This window comes from Paracraurococcus lichenis (assembly GCF_030657435.1).
In the GTDB taxonomy this organism is placed as follows: Bacteria; Pseudomonadota; Alphaproteobacteria; order Acetobacterales; family Acetobacteraceae; genus Paracraurococcus; species Paracraurococcus lichenis.
Genome location: NZ_JAUTWS010000001.1, coordinates 133,151 through 147,651 on the forward strand (window position 1 = coordinate 133,151; position 14,501 = coordinate 147,651).

Genomic DNA, 14,501 nt, shown 5'->3' on the forward strand with positions numbered 1-14,501 from the left:
GGGCAGGCGGGGTTCCCGGGGCGGGTGCGGGTCCGGCCTGCCTCCTGCGCGGGGCGGGGCGTGGCAGCCCCGCCCCTGCCGGTCAATAGGCGCCGCGGCGCGAGAGCACGGCCAGCGGCGTGCGCAGCAGGATCCTGAGATCGGCCAGCAGCGAGGGGTTGCTGGCATAGTCGATGTCGAGGGCGACGCGGGTCGCGTAGGTGGTGTCGCTGCGGCCGCTGATCTGCCAGAGGCCGGTGATGCCGGGGCGGACCGAGAGGTAATGCTCGGCGGCCTTGCCGTAGTGCTCCTCGAGCTCCGCGGCGACGACCGGGCGCGGGCCGACCAGGCTCATCTCGCCGCGCAGCACGTTCAGCACCTGCGGCAACTCGTCGAGGCTGGTGGCGCGCAGGAAGCGGCCGATGCGGGTGACGCGCGGATCGTCCTTCAGCTTGCGGGTCGCCTCCCACTCCGCCCGGGCCTCCGGGTCGGCGGCGAGCAGGGCGGCCAGGCGGGCCTGCGAATCGACCACCATGGAGCGGAACTTGAGGCAGCCGAAGCGCCTGCCGCCGCGCCCCACCCGCTCATGCGCGTAGAGGACCGGGCCGCCATCGGCGCGGATCAGCAGCGCGAGCAGGGCGAAGAGCGGGGCGGTGACGAGCAGGAGCAGGGCGGCGCCGAGGATGTCCATGGCGCGCTTCAGCGCCGGTTGCGGCGCGGCGGTGCGGACCGGCGCGCGGCCGTGCCGCGGCAGGGCGGAGCCGGGTGCCGCCAGCGCGGGGATGGCGACCTCGGGTGTCATCGTCCGGTAGACCTCAACGCCAAGCATGGCGGCCTGCCCTTCCTCGAACCACGCGCTGGCACGGAACGCGGGGTGACCAAACTGCCCGGGGCGGGACCGGCCGGCTGGCCGGGACGCATCCGGATCGTGCTGATATGCCGCAACGGAAGCGCCGGATTGCGACGCGCTTGCGGCCGGATTGTGGCGCCGCACAAGGCGGCAACGGTTGGGGAGAACTCAGAATGGTTCCAACCGTTCATTCACATTTGAATAAGAAGCTGCCCCGCAAAGGACGCGCCGGGACTGCGTTGTGCCATCATCCGCGCCGGAAGGCGGTCTCGCAGGGTCGATGGGGCTGCATATGCACAACCTGAACTGGGTGATTGAGGCCGAGGAGGACCTGTCGGGGCATCCCCTGGATCCCGCCCGCGCCGTCGTGCTCGGGGTCGCCCTGTCTTCCGGCCTCTGGGTCGGGCTGGCGATCCTGGTCCGGACCCTCTGGTGAGGCTGTCGGCCCGGACCCGCTCGCCCCGGGGCTGAGCCCGTCCTCATCGGCGCGCCTCGGCCGGTCCGGCCTTCCGTGCGGTGGAGCGGGTCCCGATGGCGGCCGGTCCACCCCGTTGTCGTCTTCCCCTGGCCGGAGAGGGCGCCGGCGGCGACTCGTCGCAGGGGCCGAATCGGGACCCTCCGGCCCCCGAGGCGCGCCGCCGGACCCCCTCTACCCCGCACTGACCCGGATATGGATGCGCCCATCGCCGAGTTGCCGCGGCCGCGGGACCAGCGCCGCGATCCGCCCATGGAAGGCGGTGCGGCCCTCCGGCAGCATGCTCGTCAGCGCGTCGCGCTCCGTGGGCGGCAACCGGCCGAGCCGCTGCCCGGCGGCGGAGAAGGCCTCGATGGACAGGCCCCCCTGGAGGACCCGCAGTTCCACCGGATCACCCACCCGGGGCCGCTCGACACCCGGCCCGGGCTCCCCGGCGAGATAGGTCAGCAGGTCGAAACCGTCAGGCACGCTGTCATTCCCAGTCTGGTGGCTGCCGCTCCATGCCCGGCCGGCCCGCGGAGTTCTCGCACGGACCGATGACAATCGGGCGGCAAATTTCGGGTAAAAATGTCGTTTATCAATATTTTAAAGAATTACATGGAGGCGGCGTGGAAACCGCTCAACCCGCCGCCACCTCCCCGACCAGGGCGCCGAGGGCGAGCGAGGCGGTCAGCCCCGGGCTCTCGATCCCGAAGAGGTGGATCAGGCCGGGGATGCCATGCTCCCGCGGCCCCATGACGGTGAAGTCCTGCGCCGGCGCGCCGGGCGGGACGATCTTCGGCCGGATGCCGGAATAGCCGGGCGCGAGGGCGCCGTCCTGCAGCCCGGGCCAGTAGCGCCGGATTGCGGCGTAGAAACTGTCGCCGCGGCGCGGATCGACCTCGTAGTCAATCGCCTGGACCCACTCCACGTCCGGCCCGAAGCGCGCCTGGCCGCCGAGGTCGATGGTCAGGTGCGTGCCCAGGCCCCCCGGCACCGGCACCGGGTAGATCAGGCGGGAGAAGGGATTCTTCCCGGTCAGAGTGAAGTAGTTGCCCTTGGCGTAGTAGGCGGTCGGGATGAGCTGGCTCGGCATGCCCTGGATGGCCCGCGCCAGCTTCGGCGCGTGCAGCCCGGCCGCATTCACCAGCGTCCGGCAGCGGAGCGCCATCGGCTCCTCGCCGCCCACCTCGATGACGACGCCGTCCTCCGTCGCCCGGCCGCCCGTGACCGGCGCGTGGAAGACGAAGACCGCCCCGGCATTCTCGGCATCGCCCTGCAGCGAGAGCATATAGGCATGGCTGTCGATGATGCCGGTGGAGGGGGAGAGCAGTGCCGCGCTGCAGTGCAGCGCCGGCTCGAGGTCCAGCGCCTCCGCTCGCGTCAGCCTGCGCAGGTCGGGCACGCCGTTCGCCGCGGCGCGGGCCCTGATCCCGTCCAGCCGCTCCGCCTCGGCCTCGTCGGTCGCCACGATCAGCTTGCCGCAGTTCGCATGCGGGATGCCGCGCTCCCGGCAATAGTCGTAGAGCATGTGCTTGCCGGCGACACAGGCGCGGGCCATCAGGCTGCCGGCGGGGTAGTAGATACCGGCATGGATGACCTCCGAGTTGCGGGAGGAGGTCTCGGTGCCGATGCCCTCGGCGGCGTCGAGCACCAGCACCTCGCGTCCCGCCAGCGCCAGGCTGCGGGCGACCGCCAGCCCCACCACGCCCGCGCCGATCACCACGCAATCGTATTCGTCCATCCTGTCCTCGACTCCGGTGGGCGCGCCCCGGCCATCCTGCCCTGGCCCTAAGCTTCGTGCTGGGGCGGCCGGGTCAAGCCCGGCGCTGACCAATTGCCTGTGCGGCGGCCGGCCTTGCATGTCGGGCGGGCCGATTCAGACCTTCGCGCCCTGCGGCGCTCCGGTCATCGGTCCGCCTTATATGTCGGGCGGGCCGATTCAGACCTCCGGGCCATCCGGCCCTTCGGTCGTCGGCACGCCTCAGCGCCCCTTGAAGACCGGCCTGCGCCGTTCCCGGAAGGCCGTCAGCCCCTCCCGCAGGTCCTCGCTCGCCTTGGCGATGCGGATCCGGTCCTCGAGCGCGGCGGTATCGAGTGCCTGGTGGCCGATCTCGTTGATCGCCCGCTTGGCCCCCTGCACCGCGAGCGGCGCAAGCTCGCCCAGCCGGGCGGCGATGGCGTCGATCCGGGCGTCGAGCGCCTCGGGCGGGACCAGGTCGGTCAGGTAGCCGATCCGCAGCAGCTCCTCGGAGGACTGCTCCTCGGCCAGCATGAACAGCCGCTTGGCGTTGTTGAAGCCGAGGCGGGAGACGTAGCGCCGCAAGCCGCTCTCGTAATAATGCACCCCGATGCGGGCGGCGGGCATGAACATCACGGTCGCCGGGGTCACGCCGACGCGGAAGTCGCAGGCCAGCGCCAGGTCGGTGCTGCCGCCATAGACCCCGCCATGCAGGCGGGCGATGGTCGGCACCGTCAGCATCTCGAGGCGGTTGATCATGTCCTCGAAGCCGGCGCCGCCGGTATCCCTGATCCCGCCGGTCTCGGCCTGCCGGGCCATGTCGCCGAGATGCGCGCCGGCGGAGAAGGACTTGCCGGTGCTGGCGATGACCAGGACCCGGATCTCCGGATCGGCCTCGACCGCGGCCAGGATGCGCATGATCTCGGCGATGTCCTCCGGCTGGATGCGGTTCATCACCTCCGGCCGGTTCAGGTGCAGCGTGGCGCGGCTGCCGTCGATGGAGAGGGTGGGCAGGCGTCCCTCGTCCCGGGTCTTCGCGGCGGCGCTCATCGCTCGATCTCCTCCTGGCTTGCCCGCCTTGTGGCGGGCGAGGCGCCGGGGGGCAAGATGGCTGGCGCGCCGGCCGGGGCAGGGGCATCTTGGGCCCGCAGCATAGGAGGGGAGGGGCCCGTGGCCGACCTGCCGCAGCATGTCGACATCCATGAGGAAGGCCCGCGCGAGGGCTTCCAGATCGAGCCGGGCCCGATCCCGACCACCGACAAGATCGCGCTGATCGAGGCGCTGGCCGAGACCGGCCTCCGGCACATCCAGATCTGCTCCTTCGTCAATCCGCGCCTCGTTCCGGGCTGGGCGGATGCCGAGACCGTGGCGGGCGGCTTCACCCCGAAGCCGGGCATCCACTACGCCGCGCTCTGGTTCAACGAGAACGGGCTGAACCGGGCGCTCGCCTTCCGCGACCGGCTGAGCATCACCGGGTCCATCTCGCTCGCCGCCTCGGACGCCTTCTCCCGCAAGAACCTCAACCGCGGCCATGCCGAGAACCTGGAGGCGATGCGCAAGCAGACGCAGGTCCATCTGGCTGCGGGCGCGCCGGTCACCCGCCTCGGCGTCATGGCCGCCTTCGGCTGCAACTACCAGGGGGACATCACGCCGGAGCAGGTGGTGCGGACGGTGGCGGACGGGCTCGCCATCGCCGCGGAGGCGGGCGTCGCCATCACCGACCTGTCGCTGGCCGACACCATGGGCTGGGCGACGCCGATCCGGATCGAGCGCGGCATCGGCGCGGTGCGGGAGCGCTGGCCGCACCTGCGCATCGGCCTGCACCTGCACGACACGCGGGGCCTTGCCGTCGCCAACGCCCATGCCGGCCTCAGGCTCGGCGTGACGAAGTTCGACAGCACGGTCGGCGGCCTCGGCGGCTGCCCCTTCGCCGGGCAGAAGGGTGCCGCGGGCAATATCTGCACCGAGGAATTGGTCCTGCTCTGCGAGGAGATGGGCATCTCGACCGGCATCGACCTCGACGCGCTGATCGAGGTCGGCCGCATGGCCGAGCGCATCGTCGGCCACCAGCTTCCCTCCGAGCTCATCCGCGCCGGCAGCCTCGACGCCTTCCGCCGGAAGGCCGCATGAGCGAACCCCGCCGCGCCATCGACGGGCCGCAGCCGCTGAAAGGTCTGCGCGTCCTCGAGTTCAGCCATACCATCATGGGCCCCTGCGCCGGGCTGCTGCTGGCCGATCTCGGCGCCGAGGTGGTGAAGGTGGAGCCGGCGCCGATGGGCGACCATACCCGCCGGCTGCCGGGCTTCGCCGCCGGCTTCTTCGCCACCTTCAACCGCAACAAGCGCAGCCTGGCGCTGGACCTGAAGCGGCCGGAGGGGCAGGCGGCGGCGCATCGCCTCGCCGCGCAGGCCGATATCGTGCTGGAGAATTACGGCCCGGGGACCATGGAGCGGCTCGGCTGCGGCTGGGAGCAGCTTCGCGCCGTCAACCCACGGCTGGTCTACCTCGCGCTGAAGGGCTTCCTCGCCGGGCCCTATGAGCACCGGCCGGCGCTGGACGAGGTGGTGCAGTTCCAGTCCGGCCTCGCCTACATGACCGGGCCGCCCGGCCGGCCGCTGCGCGCCGGCGCCTCGATCATCGACATCCTCGGCGCCGTCTTCGGCGTCACCGCGACGCTCGCGGCGCTGCGGGAGCGGGATGCGACAGGGCAGGGGCAGCGGGTCTGCTCCTCGCTCTTCGAGAGCGCGGTCTTCCTGATGGGCAGCCACATGGCCGGCACCGCCGCGACCGGCGAGCCGCCGCCGCCCATGCCGGCGCGGCGCGGCGCCTGGGGCATCTACGACACCTTCCAGACCGCCGACGGCCAGCTCTTCATCGGCGTCACCAGCGACCAGCAATGGGCGCGCTTCACCAGGGCCTTCCGGCTGCCGGCGCTGGCCGAGGACCCGCGCCTGGCCACCAATGCCCAGCGCGCGAAGGAGCGGTCCTGGCTGATCCCAGCCCTGCAGGAGGTGGTCGAGACCATGCCGCAGGCCGAGGTCGAGCGGCTCTGCGAGGGCGCCGGCATCTCCTGGGCGCCGGTCGGCAAGCCGGCCGACCTGTTCCACGACGCCCACCTGCTGGCCGGGGACGGGCTGCTGCAGACCGCCATCTCGGCGCTCGGCGGCGGCGCCAGGGTCGGGCTGCCGGCCCTGCCGCTGGAATTCGGCGAGGACCGCGCCCGCGTCCGGCTGCGCCGCCAGCCGCCGCGCATGGGCGAGCACAATGCCGAGGTGCTGGCCGAGGCCGGCTATGGCGCGGCGGAGATCACCGCCCTCTCGGCCAGCGGCGTGGTGGTCGCGGCGGAGCCGCCGATCACGGCCTGACGGCCGGCCCGTGCCGCGCCGGGGGCCGGCCGCGTCAGCCCGGCCCGGCCGCGTCGTCCAACGCCGTGCCGGACCAGCCGCCGAGCCGGAGCATCAGCGCCGGCAGGGCCGCGGCCGGATCGGGGATGCGGCGCGGCGCGACCTCGGCCATGGGCTGCGCGCCCAGCACCTGCCGGATCAGCATCTCGCCGAGGCCGCGCTGCCGGTAGCCGGCATCCTCGGTCGCCACCACCTCCCGCCCCGCCGCCCCCGGCAGGCCGCAGGCCGCGGCGATGACGGCATTGCCGGCGATGGCGCCGAACAGGATGACGGCGCGGAACTCGACCGCCTGGGACAGCGTGGCGACGGCGCCGCGATCCGGCGCGCCGTGCCGCCCCGCCTGCTCCGCCGCCAGGCCGAGCAGATGGGCGACGAAGGCGCCGCGGTCCGCCTCGCCGAGCCGGCGGATGCGCAGCCAGGGCACGGGGGACTGCCGGGCGATGACGTAGAGCCGCGGCGGCGGCCCGCGCCGCGGGCGAGGCGGCAGTTCGGGATCGGTCGGACGGTGGTTTGCCATGCGCTTGCCCCGTGCAACCCCGGCAGATCATTGCCGAAGGCGCTCATGGCTCGATCAATGGCACGTGTGGTCGGCTCGCGATGTGCGCCAGCGCACAGCATCGATGACCAGAGTCTGAATCGAAGGATGTCCAGGCCGGCCCGCGGGTGCTGCGCCGGGCAATGGCCGCGCGGCGCGCTGTCCGGCGCAGGGCCCCGGATCGGCCCGCGGCCGTCAGGCTATTGCGGCGGCAACCGCAGCGCGCCGTCGAGCCGGATGGTCTCGCCGTTCAGCATCGGATTGGCCGCGATCGCGAGGACCAGCCGGGCGAAATCCGCGCCCGCGCCGAGCCGCTGCGGGAAGAGCGGCAGCCTGAGCAGCGCCTCGCGCGCCGGGTCCGGCAGGCCCGCCAGCATCGGCGTCTCCATCAGCCCCGGCGCGATGGTCATCACCCGGATGCCGGTCCGCGCCAGCTCGCGCGCCGCGGGCAGCGTCAGGCCGACCACGCCCGCCTTGCTCGAGGCATAGGCGCATTGCCCGAACTGCCCCTCATAGGCGGCGATCGAGGCGGTGTTGACGATCAGCCCGCGCTCGCCCTCCGGCCCCGCCGGCTCCGTCGCCTGCATGCGCGCCGCGGCGAGGCGCATGACGTTGAAGGTGCCGACGAGGTTGACGCGCAGGACCTTCTCGAAGAGCGCGAGGTCGTGCGGCCCGTCGCGGCCGACCACGCGGGCGGGCGGGGCAATGCCGGCGCAGGAGACCGCGAGGCGGAGAGGCCCGAGCGCCGCCGCGGCATCGAGTGCCGCCGCCACTGCCGCCGGATCGGCGACGTCGCCCGCGGCCGCCACGCCGCCGACCCGCGCCGCGACCTCCGCCGCCGCATCCGCCCGCAGGTCGAAGACCACGACCCTGGCGCCGGCCGCGGCCAGCGCCTCCGCCGTCGCCGCGCCGAGGCCCGAGCCGCCGCCCGTCACCAGCGCCGCGATGCCCTGCAGGTCCATGCCGCATCCCCCTCCGTCGCATTGCGGCGGGGACCCTCCGACCAAAGCCCGGTCGGGTCAATCCGCGCGGGCGCTATCCCGCGTAGTCGAAGACCACGCAGGAGACGGCGAAGGAGAGGACGCGCCGGTCCGTGCTCTCGCCATCCTCGGCCGGGCTGCCGCCGGTCAGGCTCTCCAGCCGCACCAGCCGCACCGGCCGCGGCCCTTCGGCGGGCCGGAGGCGCAGGGTGAAGCCGCCATAGCCGTCGGCGCTCACCTCGGCCTCGGCCGGCGCATCGTCCAGCATCGCGGAGAGCGCCGGGGCCTCGACGTTGTAGAGATGGCAGACCTGCAGGGTGACGGCGGCCAGCGGCCGCTCCGGCGCCGGGTTCAGCAGCAGGCCGCGCAGGCTCATCCAGCGGAAGGAGCCGCTCGGATAGGACTCCTCGGTGTGCCAGCCGGCACCGAAGAGCCCGTCCTCCGGCAGGACCGTCAGTTGCGGCGCGGTCCGGTCGAAGACCGGCTGGCCGGCATGCGCCGGCGCGCCGGTCGCCAGCAGGCTGCGCAGCGCCTCCGGCTCCGATCCGGGGGCCGCGGCCAGGCGGTCCAGCAGCAGCGTGGCCGCGGCGGCGATGAAGGCGTCGATCCGTTCCTGCTGGATGTCGAGCTGCCGGCGCAGCGTCGCCTGCAGGCTCTGCTGCTGCGCGAGCGCCTCCTCCTCGAGCTGCCGCAGGCGGCTCTCGAGCTCGGCGAGGCGCCGCTCGGCCTCGCCCGCCCCGGCGCGCGTCCAGCCGAAGCTGGCGATCGGCGCATCCCGGCCGATCAGGTAGAGCTCGACCGACAGGCCCGTGTCCTGCAGGTCGGCGGGACGGATCGGCAGGGAGAAGCGGAAGGCGCAGCCGCCCTCCGGCAGGCCGACCGGCGGTTCGGCGGTCACCATGCGCGCGGCGCTGCCGTTGATGCGTGCGAAGAGGACCGGCTCGAGCAGGCCGTTGCGGGCTTCCCGCCCGGTGCCGCGCAGCACGCCGTGCTCGAGGCGCAGGTCCTCCACCTGCACCTCGGGCGCGCCGAGCAGCGTCAGCGCGGATTGCGGGGTGTCGATCGTCCAGGGCGCGGCGAGGTCGGGACCGTCGAGTTCGGTCGAGAGGCGCAGTTCGGCCGGCAGCGGCACGCAGGGCAGGCGCGTGACCGGCACCTCGATCGACATCCCCTCGGTCACCGCCCGCGGCAGCACGAGCCGGCCGACCTCGATGCCCCGGCAGTGCAGGAGGAGGGTCCGACCGCGCTCGAGATTGCGGATGGCGCGGAGGCACAGGCCATCCTGGCCAAGTCCGATCGCCAGAAACGGGAAATGTCCAGCTACAATGCCATCCATGGAAGATCCGGCTACCATGCCGCAGCGCGGCATTCAAGCCGATCCAATTGCTGGACATAAACCATCGCGCGCATTAGTCGCGGAATGCAGCAAGCGACTGGGGTGGCTCGCCGGGTGATGACGGATGCGCGCAGCGGCCTGACCGCGTGGACGCCCTTGCCGCCCGAACGGAACGGCATCGCCGACTATGCCCATGTCCTGCTCGGCGGACTTGCGGCGCACTACGATTGCCGCGCGGCCTGCGAGGACTGGCTGGCCAGCGCGCCCGCGGGCGTCGCCGTGGTCGATGCGGCGCTGGCGCATCGCGACGCCGGCCCGCGCGTGCTGCACCAGATCGGCAATAACCCGGGCCATGGCTTCGTGTTGCATGCGCTGCGGCGCGTGCCGGGCGTCGTCACCCTGCACGATCCCGGGCTGCTCTACCTCTACGAGACGGCGGGCGAGGATGCGGGCTCCATCCGCGCCGGCATGGCGGCCGCGCTGCCCGGCCTCGCGCAGGTCTATGGCCGGCACCACCGCGAGCAGGGCCTGCAGACCGTGGCCAACCACCTGCTCTTCGACCTCGCCGGCGAGACGCTGGCGCGGTCGCGCGCGGTCATCGTGCATTCGCGCTATGCACTGAACCGCCTGCGGCTTGTGCATGGGCCCGCCGCGACGGCGCATGTGGCCGTCATCCCGCATTTCCTCCCGCCTGGCAGGATGCCGGAGCGCGCCGCGGCGCGCGCGCGGCTCGGCATCGGCGCCGACGAGTTCCTCGTGCTCACCGCCGGCTTCGCCACCCGCGCCAAGCGCTTCGACTGGCTCATCCAGGCCCTCGACATGGCGATGGCCGCCGGGGCGGAGGCCCGCTGGATCCATGCCGGCGCCGAGCGCGCCGAGGAGTTCGCCCTGAGCCGGGCGATCGCCGCCCGTCCTGGGCTCGCCGGGCGCGCGAGGGTGACGGGCTATCTCGACGAGGCCAGGCTGGACGACCACGTCGCCGCCGCCGACGTGCTGGTCAACCTCCGCTTCCCCTCGAGCGGCGAGAGTTCCGGCTCGCTCGCCCGCGCCTTCGCCGCCGGGACCTGCTGCATCGTCTCCGACACCGCCGCCTATGCCGAGATCCCGCGCGACACCGTGGTGCAGGTCCCGCTGACCGACAGCGTCCCGCTGCTGGCGCGCACGCTGCACGCCCTGGCGCATGACCCGGCGCGCGCCCGGGCGATCGGCGAGCGGGGGCGCCGCTATGCCCTGGCGGAGATGGCGCTGCCCGGCGTCGCGGCGCGCTACCGCGCGGTCATCGAGGACTCGCTGGACCGTCCGGTCGCCGCGCCGGCCCCGGCCGGCCCGCCGCCGCTCCTGGTGCTGGAGGCCGGGCCGCGGTTGCAGGCCGGCACGGTCGCGCGCGCGCTGGCCGGCCGGCAGGGGCCCTGCCGCCTGCTGCTGGCCCTGCCGGACCTCGCGGCCCTCGCCCGCCTCACGCTCGACCGCCCGCGCCTGCTGGCGGAGGTGCTGCCGCTCGGGGCCCGGCTGCGGGCGACCCGCGTGCAGCAGGCGCCGCGGCCCGGACTGCTCCTCGACCTCGAACTGGGATGGCCGGCATGACCGCCGCCGCGGTGCTCGGCACGCTGCTGCAGGAGGCATTGCCGGAGACGCCCGTCCTCGACCTCGGCCTGCCCGCCGGCCGCATCTTCCCCTGGTGGCCCGGGGCGCGCTGCGGCGTCGCCGATGCCGAGGCGCTGCCGCCGGCCGAGGCGGCGCTGCTGCGGCGCTTCCGCCTGGGCGGCGCGGGCCTCGGGGTGCTCGGGCTGGACGGCACGGCCGGGCTGGACCAGGCGGCAGGGGCGTTCCGGCTGCTGGTCCTGGATGGCCTGCCGCGGCGCCTCCCCGCCGCGCTGGAGGCGGGCGACATCATGGTGCTGCAGCGCGGCGGCAGCGAAGGCCAGGCGCCGCTGCCGGGGCCGGAGCGGGGGCGCATCATGCTGCTCGGCGGCAGCACCGGCCGGATCGAGCGCTGGGACCTGCTGGTGCCGCGCGACGCGGTCGGCGCGCTGTTCGACCGGCTGCATGTCGCGGCGCATCGCCTGGCCGCCAGGCTGGGCGGCCATGCGCGCTGGCAGGTGGGCGGGCGCGTCGCCCAGCGGCAACTCGCCAGCCTCGGCATCCTGGCGACGGGGCCGGAGCGCATGCCGCCGCTCGTCCTGCCGGCCAAGGCGCTGTGGCACGACCTGCCCGGCCTCCTGCAGGGCGATGCCTTGCCGCTCGGCAGCGCGCGACAGGCCCGCATCCTGCTCGGCGCGCTGCCGGACCTGCCGTCCCGCCTGGGCCTGAAGCTGGGCGGCGCCGATCCGGCGCAGCCGCCGGCGCTCTTCCTCGACGGCCTGCCGCTCGCCACGCGGTCCGCGACGGAGGAGGGCGTGCTGGTGCTGGAGGCACTGGCGCGGTTCCGCCCGGACCGGGCCGGCGTGGTCGGCCTCGCCCTGCCGGCGGCCGCGCCGCCGGGCCTCGCCATCCTCGGCCTGGAGGTGGCGCCATGACGCGCGCGCCGCGCCTGCTGATCGTCTCCCCGGCGCCGTCGCATCCGGCGGACCAGGGCAATTCGGCCCGCATCCAGGTGATGGGCGCGGCGCTGATGGCCCGCGGCATCGCCTGCGACTTCCTCTACTACGCGACCGAGGGCTGCGCGCCGGCGCAGCGCGAGGCCATGGCCGGCTTCTGGCACGCGCTGCATGTCATGCCGCCGGTGCCGACGGGACGGATGGGCTTCCCCGGCGTCTGGGCACTGGATGACTGGTGCGACGAGAGCCTCTGCGAGCAGGTGGCGGCGCTGCACCGCCGCGCCGGCTACGACGCGGTGCTGGTGAACTATGTCTGGATGTCGCGGGTGCTGGAGGCGGTGCCGGGCACCTTCCGCCTGATCGACACCCATGACCTGTTCGGCGACCGCCATCTCGTGGCCCGCGCCGCGGGCATCGATCCCTCCTGGTTCTTCACCACGGTGGCCGAGGAGGGGCGTGGCCTCGCCCGCGCCGACCTCGTCCTGGCGATCCAGTCCGAGGAGGCGGAGATCCTCCGCAGCCGCGGCCCGGCGCCGGTCATGACGCTCGGCCACATGCCGCCGCTGCGCTTTCTCGAGCCGCGGGCTGCCGGCGCGGTGCGGGCGCCCTTCGGCTATTTCGGCAGCGCCAATCCCTGGAACCTCGCCTCCGTCCGCGCGCTCGACGCCCTGCTGACGGGGGAGGCGGACCTGCCCTGGCTCCTGGCCGGCCGCATCCTGCAGCGGCGCGACCTGGTGCTGCACAGCGCGCCGCAGCGGCTGCCGCAGGTGCCGGAGCCGGACACCTTCTACGACGCGGTGGACTGCGTGCTGAACCCGATGGTCCCGGCCACCGGCCTCAAGATCAAGACCGTCGAGGCGCTGGCCTTCGGCCGGCCCGTGCTCGGCACCCGCCATGCCTTCACCGGCCTGCCGGCCGAGCATCCCGGCCATTGCGCCACTGGCGCGGAGGAGATGGTCGGGCTGATGCGGGAGTGGCGGCGGAGCGCGGCCTTCCGGGCGGACCTGGCCGAGGCCTCGCGGCTGATGGCCATCCGCTACGCGGCCGACCTCGCGGCGCAGCAGGACGCGCTGGCGGAGCGGCTGCGGGCGGCGGTCTGACCGGCAGGATGGGGCTGCCATCGGGCCGGGGCACCCCCCATTGCCCAGGGCCCGCCCCGGCGCCAGAGTGCGCCCCCGTGACGCCCGGCCGCGCAGCCGGGCCGGAGGAGACAGTCGATGGCCTATCCGAACGTCCAGTTGCACATCAATGGCGAGTGGCGCCCTGCCCGTTCCGGCCGCACCCTGCCGGTCATCAATCCGGCGACGGAGGAGGTGATCGGCACCTGCGCCCATGCCGGCAAGGAGGACCTGGACGAGGCGCTGGAGGCCGCGGCGAAGGGCTTCGCCGCCTGGAAGAAGGTCTCGGCCTTCGACCGGTCCAAGCTGATGCGCAAGGCGGCCGATATCCTGCGCAGCCGGGCCGACGCGATCGCGGAGATGATGACGCTGGAGCAGGGCAAGCCGCTGCCCGAGGCGAAGATGGAGACGCTGGCCGGCGCCGACATCATCGACTGGTTCGCCGAGGAAGCCCGCCGCGCCTATGGCCGCGTCATCCCCGCTCGCGCCGAGGGCGTCTACCAGCTCGTGGTGAAGGAGCCGGTCGGGCCGGTCGCCGCCTTCACGCCCTGGAACTTCCCGATCAACCAGGTCGTGCGCAAGCTCTCCGGCGCCGTCGCCGCCGGCTGCTCGATCATCGTCAAGGCGCCGGAGGACACCCCGGCCTCGCCGGCCGAGCTGATCCGCTGCTTCATCGATGCCGGCCTGCCCGCGGGCGTCTGCAACCTGGTCTACGGCAACCCGGCCGAGATCAGCGAGTACCTGATCCCGCATCCCGTCATCCGGAAGGTGACCTTCACCGGCTCGACCCCCGTCGGCAAGCAGCTCGCGGCGCTGGCCGGCCAGCACATGAAGCGCGTGACGATGGAGCTCGGCGGCCATGCGCCGGCGATCGTCTTCGATGATGCCGATCTCGACCTCGCGGCGAAGACGCTCGCGGCGGCGAAGTTCCGCAATGCCGGCCAGGTCTGCGTCTCTCCGACGCGCTTCCTGGTGCAGGAGAGCCTCTACGAGCCCTTCGTCGAGAAGTTCGTCGCCTATGCCAAGGGCGTGAAGGTCGGCAATGGCCTGGAGCAGGGGACCCAGATGGGCCCGCTGGTGCATGACCGCCGCATCCCCTGGGTGGACGGGCTGATGGCCGATGCCCGGCAGAAGGGTGCGGATGTCCGCGCCGGCGGCGAGCGCATCGGCAACAAGGGCTATTTCTACCAGCCGACCGTGCTGACCAATGTCGGCAAGGACGCGCGCATGATGAACGAGGAGCCCTTCGCCCCTGTCGCCATGATCGCGCCCTTCCGCGACTTCGACGAGGTGGTCGAGGAGGCGAACCGCCTGCCCTACGGCCTCGCCAGCTATGCCTTCACCCGCAGCGCCAAGACCGCCAATGCCATCGCGTCCAAGGTCGAGAGCGGGATGATGACGATCAATCACCTCGGCCTCGCTTTGCCCGAGGTGCCCTTCGGCGGCATCAAGGACAGCGGCTATGGCTCGGAGGGCGGGTCCGAGGCGATCGAGGCCTACCTGAACACCAAGTTCGTCAGCCAGGCCGGGCTCTGACGATGCCGCAGGGGGCGCTGCCCCCTGCACC

At 73.4% G+C, this 14,501-nt stretch carries 14 protein-coding genes; 7 read left to right on the forward strand and 7 right to left on the reverse strand.

Annotation, left to right across the window (positions count from 1 at the left end; genetic code table 11):
- Positions 1–82: 82 nt before the first annotated feature.
- The gene (locus Q7A36_RS00605; RefSeq protein ID WP_305101693.1) at positions 83–808 is read right to left on the reverse strand and encodes a sugar transferase; all 726 of its coding nucleotides are present in this window, start codon (positions 806–808) and stop codon (positions 83–85) included.
- 301 nt (positions 809–1,109) lie between these two features.
- On the opposite strand from Q7A36_RS00605, the gene Q7A36_RS00610 reads away from it, so the two are divergent.
- Positions 1,110–1,265 (forward strand): hypothetical protein, encoded by a 156-nt coding sequence (locus Q7A36_RS00610; protein WP_305101694.1) that lies wholly within the window; start codon positions 1,110–1,112, stop codon positions 1,263–1,265.
- A gap of 213 nt (positions 1,266–1,478) precedes the next feature.
- Here Q7A36_RS00610 and Q7A36_RS00615 read toward each other — a convergent pair whose 3' ends face one another.
- From Q7A36_RS00615 to Q7A36_RS00625, 3 genes are all read right to left on the reverse strand, one after another.
- Positions 1,479–1,772, reverse strand: coding sequence for a hypothetical protein (locus Q7A36_RS00615; protein ID WP_305101695.1), 294 nt, complete (start codon positions 1,770–1,772; stop codon positions 1,479–1,481).
- Positions 1,773–1,923: 151 nt separating this feature from the next.
- Positions 1,924–3,027 carry an NAD(P)/FAD-dependent oxidoreductase gene (locus tag Q7A36_RS00620; RefSeq protein WP_305101696.1) on the reverse strand — a complete coding sequence of 368 codons (1,104 nt, stop codon included), beginning with the start codon at positions 3,025–3,027 and terminating at the stop codon, positions 1,924–1,926.
- A 240-nt stretch (positions 3,028–3,267) separates the two neighbouring features.
- Positions 3,268–4,074, reverse strand: a complete 807-nt coding sequence (locus tag Q7A36_RS00625) for an enoyl-CoA hydratase/isomerase family protein (protein WP_305101697.1) — start codon at positions 4,072–4,074, stop codon at positions 3,268–3,270.
- A gap of 120 nt (positions 4,075–4,194) precedes the next feature.
- Here Q7A36_RS00625 and Q7A36_RS00630 point away from each other — a divergent pair, with 120 nt between their 5' ends.
- Together Q7A36_RS00630 and Q7A36_RS00635 are read left to right on the forward strand one after the other, a co-directional pair.
- Positions 4,195–5,154 carry a hydroxymethylglutaryl-CoA lyase gene (locus tag Q7A36_RS00630; RefSeq protein ID WP_305101698.1) on the forward strand — a complete coding sequence of 320 codons (960 nt, stop codon included), beginning with the start codon at positions 4,195–4,197 and terminating at the stop codon, positions 5,152–5,154.
- Positions 5,151–6,389, forward strand: a complete 1,239-nt coding sequence (locus Q7A36_RS00635) for a CaiB/BaiF CoA transferase family protein (protein ID WP_305101699.1) — start codon at positions 5,151–5,153, stop codon at positions 6,387–6,389. Before Q7A36_RS00630 ends, Q7A36_RS00635 begins: the two co-directional genes overlap by 4 nt.
- Before the next feature lie 34 nt (positions 6,390–6,423).
- Here Q7A36_RS00635 and Q7A36_RS00640 read toward each other — a convergent pair whose 3' ends face one another.
- The 3 genes from Q7A36_RS00640 to Q7A36_RS00650 form a co-directional block, all read right to left on the reverse strand.
- On the reverse strand, positions 6,424–6,945 hold the full coding sequence (locus Q7A36_RS00640) for a hypothetical protein (RefSeq protein WP_305101700.1): 522 nt from the start codon (positions 6,943–6,945) through the stop codon (positions 6,424–6,426).
- Between the two features lie 218 nt (positions 6,946–7,163).
- Positions 7,164–7,925, reverse strand: coding sequence for an SDR family NAD(P)-dependent oxidoreductase (locus Q7A36_RS00645; protein WP_305101701.1), 762 nt, complete (start codon positions 7,923–7,925; stop codon positions 7,164–7,166).
- Between the two features lie 73 nt (positions 7,926–7,998).
- Positions 7,999–9,279: a hypothetical protein gene (locus Q7A36_RS00650; RefSeq protein ID WP_305101702.1), complete on the reverse strand. Its 1,281-nt coding sequence runs from the start codon at positions 9,277–9,279 to the stop codon at positions 7,999–8,001.
- 102 nt (positions 9,280–9,381) lie between these two features.
- Here Q7A36_RS00650 and Q7A36_RS00655 point away from each other — a divergent pair, with 102 nt between their 5' ends.
- From Q7A36_RS00655 to Q7A36_RS00670, 4 genes are all read left to right on the forward strand, one after another.
- Positions 9,382–10,863, forward strand: coding sequence for a glycosyltransferase family 4 protein (locus Q7A36_RS00655; protein WP_305101703.1), 1,482 nt, complete (start codon positions 9,382–9,384; stop codon positions 10,861–10,863).
- Entirely contained in the window at positions 10,860–11,795 is a 936-nt protein-coding gene (locus Q7A36_RS00660) for a hypothetical protein (RefSeq protein WP_305101704.1), read from the forward strand. Before Q7A36_RS00655 ends, Q7A36_RS00660 begins: the two co-directional genes overlap by 4 nt.
- Positions 11,792–12,916 carry a glycosyltransferase family protein gene (locus tag Q7A36_RS00665; protein WP_305101705.1) on the forward strand — a complete coding sequence of 375 codons (1,125 nt, stop codon included), beginning with the start codon at positions 11,792–11,794 and terminating at the stop codon, positions 12,914–12,916. The genes Q7A36_RS00660 and Q7A36_RS00665 overlap by 4 nt, the downstream gene beginning before the upstream one ends.
- Positions 12,917–13,033: 117 nt before the next feature.
- Complete coding sequence (locus Q7A36_RS00670) at positions 13,034–14,470, forward strand: NAD-dependent succinate-semialdehyde dehydrogenase (RefSeq protein ID WP_305101706.1); 1,437 nt, start codon at positions 13,034–13,036, stop codon at positions 14,468–14,470.
- Positions 14,471–14,501: the final 31 nt, after the last annotated feature.

Excerpts from the sequence above, each read along its gene's own strand:
- Q7A36_RS00605 (WP_305101693.1), bottom strand. The coding sequence starts at position 808 with ATGCTTGGCGTTGAGGTCTACCGGACGATGACACCCGAGGTCGCCATC.
- Q7A36_RS00610 (WP_305101694.1), top strand. The coding sequence starts at position 1,110 with ATGGGGCTGCATATGCACAACCTGAACTGGGTGATTGAGGCCGAGGAG.
- Q7A36_RS00620 (WP_305101696.1), bottom strand. The coding sequence starts at position 3,027 with ATGGACGAATACGATTGCGTGGTGATCGGCGCGGGCGTGGTGGGGCTG.
- Q7A36_RS00625 (WP_305101697.1), bottom strand. The coding sequence starts at position 4,074 with ATGAGCGCCGCCGCGAAGACCCGGGACGAGGGACGCCTGCCCACCCTC.
- Q7A36_RS00635 (WP_305101699.1), top strand. The coding sequence starts at position 5,151 with ATGAGCGAACCCCGCCGCGCCATCGACGGGCCGCAGCCGCTGAAAGGT.
- Q7A36_RS00640 (WP_305101700.1), bottom strand. The coding sequence starts at position 6,945 with ATGGCAAACCACCGTCCGACCGATCCCGAACTGCCGCCTCGCCCGCGG.
- Q7A36_RS00645 (WP_305101701.1), bottom strand. The coding sequence starts at position 7,925 with ATGGACCTGCAGGGCATCGCGGCGCTGGTGACGGGCGGCGGCTCGGGC.
- Q7A36_RS00650 (WP_305101702.1), bottom strand. The coding sequence starts at position 9,279 with ATGGATGGCATTGTAGCTGGACATTTCCCGTTTCTGGCGATCGGACTT.
- Q7A36_RS00660 (WP_305101704.1), top strand. The coding sequence starts at position 10,860 with ATGACCGCCGCCGCGGTGCTCGGCACGCTGCTGCAGGAGGCATTGCCG.
- Q7A36_RS00665 (WP_305101705.1), top strand. The coding sequence starts at position 11,792 with ATGACGCGCGCGCCGCGCCTGCTGATCGTCTCCCCGGCGCCGTCGCAT.
- Q7A36_RS00670 (WP_305101706.1), top strand. The coding sequence starts at position 13,034 with ATGGCCTATCCGAACGTCCAGTTGCACATCAATGGCGAGTGGCGCCCT.